3 protein-coding genes are annotated in these 3,864 nt (G+C 41.1%); 1 reads left to right on the top strand and 2 read right to left on the bottom strand.

The genetic code is table 11. From position 1 onward, the window contains the following. Positions 1-28: 28 nt before the first annotated feature. The gene (locus ACFE90_RS36960) at positions 29-1,111 is read right to left on the bottom strand and encodes a class I fructose-bisphosphate aldolase (RefSeq protein ID WP_375507204.1); all 1,083 of its coding nucleotides are present in this window, start codon (positions 1,109-1,111) and stop codon (positions 29-31) included. A 366-nt stretch (positions 1,112-1,477) separates the two neighbouring features. Between ACFE90_RS36960 and ACFE90_RS36955 the strand changes: the two genes are divergently transcribed. Next, positions 1,478-1,789 (top strand): hypothetical protein, encoded by a 312-nt coding sequence (locus tag ACFE90_RS36955; RefSeq protein WP_375507203.1) that lies wholly within the window; start codon positions 1,478-1,480, stop codon positions 1,787-1,789. Between the two features lie 32 nt (positions 1,790-1,821). Here ACFE90_RS36955 and ACFE90_RS36950 read toward each other — a convergent pair. After that, on the bottom strand, positions 1,822-3,864 hold a 2,043-nt coding region (locus tag ACFE90_RS36950; RefSeq protein ID WP_375507202.1), incomplete at its 5' end, for an AAA family ATPase.

Genomic DNA, 3,864 nt, shown 5'->3' with positions numbered 1-3,864 from the left:
GCCCCCTGCTTCTTCATCTCCCCACTCCCTAAGCTATCGTCACATCTGGCGACAAGTAAACATCCTGAATGTTATGAAACAGTTTTACACCTTCCTCAAAAGGACGTTGGAAGGTCTTTCGCCCAGAAATTAATCCTGAACCACCAGCGCGTTTGTTGATTACGGCGGTGCGTATTGCTTCGGCGAAATCATTTTTACCAGTCGCGCCACCAGAATTAATCAACCCGACACGCCCAGAGTAGCAATTCAGTACTTGGTAACGAGTTAAATCAATTGGGTGATCGGTTGTCAGTTCTGTGTAAACGCGCTCATCGGTTTTGCCGTAACTCTTACCACTGGCTTTGGCAACAGCACCGTAACCATTGTTATTTTCGGGTAACTTTTGTTTAATGATGTCGGCTTCAATCGTTACACCCAAATGATTCGCCTGTCCGGTGAGGTCAGCCGCAAGGTGGTAATCTTTGTCTTGTTTAAAAGCGTTATTCCGCAGATAACACCAGAGAATTGTCACCATCCCCAGTTCATGGGCGCGTTTAAAAGCTTTGCTGATTTCCTGAATTTGTCTGGTAGACTGCTCTGAACCAAAGTAAATTGTCGCACCGACGGCGGCGGCCCCTAAATTCCAAGCTTGTTCCACATCAGCAAACAATACCTGGTCAAATTGATTAGGGAAAGTCAGTAATTCGTTGTGATTGATTTTGGCAATAAAGGGGATTTTGTGGGCATACTTGCGCGAAACTATACCTAATGTCCCTAAAGTGGTAGCAACCGCATTGCAACCTGCGGCGATCGCTAGCCTGACAATATTTTCTGGGTCAAAGTAAATCGGATTGGGCGCAAAAGACGCACCTGCTGAGTGTTCAATCCCTTGGTCTACCGGTAGAATAGACAGATACCCAGTATATGCAAGACGACCAGTAGAATAAAGTAACTGAAGATTACGTATCACTTGTGGGTTGCGATCGCTATTAAGCCAGATTCGATCTACAAAGTCTGGGCCCGGCAAATGTATTAAATCAGTAGGAACTTTTGCTTTGTAGGTAAGCAGGTCTTCAGCCTCTTTACCTAGCAATGACTCAATAGAACTAGCCTCTTTGAGCGTTGTAGTCATAGTATTATCCTCAAAAATTGAGCAAATGACCTTTGCTTTTAAGATAGCATTTCTAATATTGCTAACTTGGTTGTACGGAGATTAATAATATGTCTTCTTTCTGAAGATATAGTAATTTTATTGTATAAGTGAAAATCAAAAGGCTCCGATTACCCACTTACTTTTAAGAAGTCGGGAATCTTGTTGTGAATGATTAAGTAGGGCTATACTACCGGAAGTATTCAATCAACTTTCGGAATTAATGTTTTCAACTCAGTTATCAATCTCAAATAGTACAATTATACTACACTAGAATCATAGCTGAAAATTGAAAATCCATCTTTCCCCAATTGTGGTAATAATTTTGAACAGAATAAATACAATTTTATGAGTAATTTTCAAATTGATATTGACTTCAGCAATATAGATTTAGCTTCCCTTGAGACAGAAGAAGATTTTCAACGAGAGGCAAAAATGTTACTCCCAAAGGCACTGGTCAAACTAGGTGAAAGTGTGGGTGAAAACACTTGGGAAGAATTACAGCAAAAGCTGCAAGGAACTGGAGGTATCAAATCTTCTCCCAGCGAGAAACGTCGGTTTATTCAAGAAACTGGAAGAACTTATCAACGAAATGCTAGTAACAGAGAAAAACAAGAACTAGAAGACTATATAGTAGAGCAATTACGTCAGCACAAATAGTATTTGTCAGAAGTTAACTTATCAGACATGATTCAAATAAACCAGCGGCGAATCAACTCCACCTGGAAGCTATAGCCATCGTCAACTTCCTCAATTAACTCAAGTTGCAACAGCAATTTGAGTGTAATATCAGCATTAGAAAACCGTTGCAATAAAATTTGGCGGCTAACTATAGCCCCTTCCCCTTGAGCGGCGAGAAAACGTAGAATAGCTTGTCCAGTAGCATCTACTTGATTGTTTTGAATATCAGCAAAGAAAAAGCCACCACTTTGCAAAGCTGCTGGTATCGCGGTTTCCACATCTGCGAAAGTTGCCAATCGCCGGATAGAGGGGTCTTGTTCGTTCTTAAGGACAATAATTTCCCCGCAGAGTAGTTGTACTAAGAATGGGTGACAACGGGTGAGTTGTAGCACTCGCTCAACGGCGTTGGGTTCATAGCGGAGGGTAAAATCTTTGACGGGACGTTCAATTAATTGTCGTGCTTCCACTTCTTTGAGGTAGGAGATATGCACAACTTGGACATTAATCAGATAACTAGCCCAGCGCTGATATTCTTCGATAGTATGAGAGCCAGCCAGTAACACCTTGAAGCGGGGACGATGTTGGATGAGGTGACGCAGCATTCCCAAAACATCCTCTTTCTCAAAGCGACCTTTGGCTATGGCGTTGTCTAAAACCTCGAATTCATCTAGCGCTAGCAAGGCGGTATTTTGTTCTAGAGCCTGTTCTACTTTATCTAGCCATTCATAAAAATCGGTGAAGGGGTCAGATTTTAATACTTGGCGGCCTAGGGACGGTAAAGTTACACCTTGCTTTTTCGCTGACTTCTCCATCTCTCTAGCGAGGTTGTAGAGAAAACCTGCATGGTCACTAGCTGATGAAGGTGCGCCTTGCAAGTCTACAAACATGGGGATAATGCTATTAGGTAGTAACTTTCCGATATTGTTGAGGAGGGAAGTTTTACCCATGCGTCGCTGGCCATAGAGTAGCAGAGGTGGGCGACGGCGGTCTAAAAGTAACTGCTCAATGCGTAAGCCAATGTCATCACGCCCTGTGAAAACTTCTTGCTCTAGTGTAAGCGGTACACCAAGAATATAAGGGTTGTCAATTTCTTTGTTTTGTTCAACTTTAATAGCTAGTTCTTCTATATATTTGTTAATTATATCCAGCCATATTTTAGCAAAAGGTAGAAAGGAAGAAGCATATTTATTATTACTACGATTAAAGTTTTCTAACTGTCCATTTAGCTTTTCTGCTACAGCTTTAAGAGCTATACGCTGGTTGTAATTACTTCTTTGTTCTAATGCTGCGTTTACATCCTGACTGATGCGAGTAAAAATGCGTAGAACAGAATTAATTGAATTCTCTAATTCCTCGATTTCTATGGAGCGATGAACCTGACGTATAGCTTCTACATCACCACATTTTCTTAGGTTCAGTGCATCTTTGCAAATTTGAACAGCCCAATTTTGCAGACTTTCATTGAGATAATTGATAGCAGCTTCACCTTCGCTTGGATTATATTCTATGACTAAAAGTAAATACTTATCTAAGCCATATAAAGGTATGCGCTGAAATTGATCCCAAAAGGCTGAATGATAGCGTAATGAACTTGAATACTCGTCTATCCTTTTCTCAATTTGTTGAGAAGGTAAAGGTAATATTGACTTTGGAAATGTATCATCAGTGTGCCTTTGGTTAATTCGATAAGGAAATATATGAGACAATCTTAATAAAATAGAAGGCTGGTTGATGCGGTTTTTTTCCAACCAATAAAGTGCTAAATTCCATAATTGGAGTGATGGGTATAAAACTATTGGTCGCCATAAGTTGATATTGATACCCAGAAAGAATAGTACAGCAAAAGTAACACCATACGCAACGCCTAACCCTTCACCATGTACCAGACCACCAGCTACACCAAAGCCTAGACCTCCTGGTATACTCAACAAAAAGCCTACTAATATCAAGTCTTCATTATCAATTTTTGCTCCCACGCCTCCCGCCATGCCTAACGCCACGGCATACGCCACGCCTAAAGACACTCCAAAAGACAAGCAAAACGCCACACCTCC

This window comes from uncultured Nostoc sp., from assembly GCF_964245445.1.
GTDB lineage: Bacteria > Cyanobacteriota > Cyanobacteriia > Cyanobacteriales > Nostocaceae > Nostoc.
This window is presented reverse-complemented; position numbering and strand designations above follow the sequence as displayed.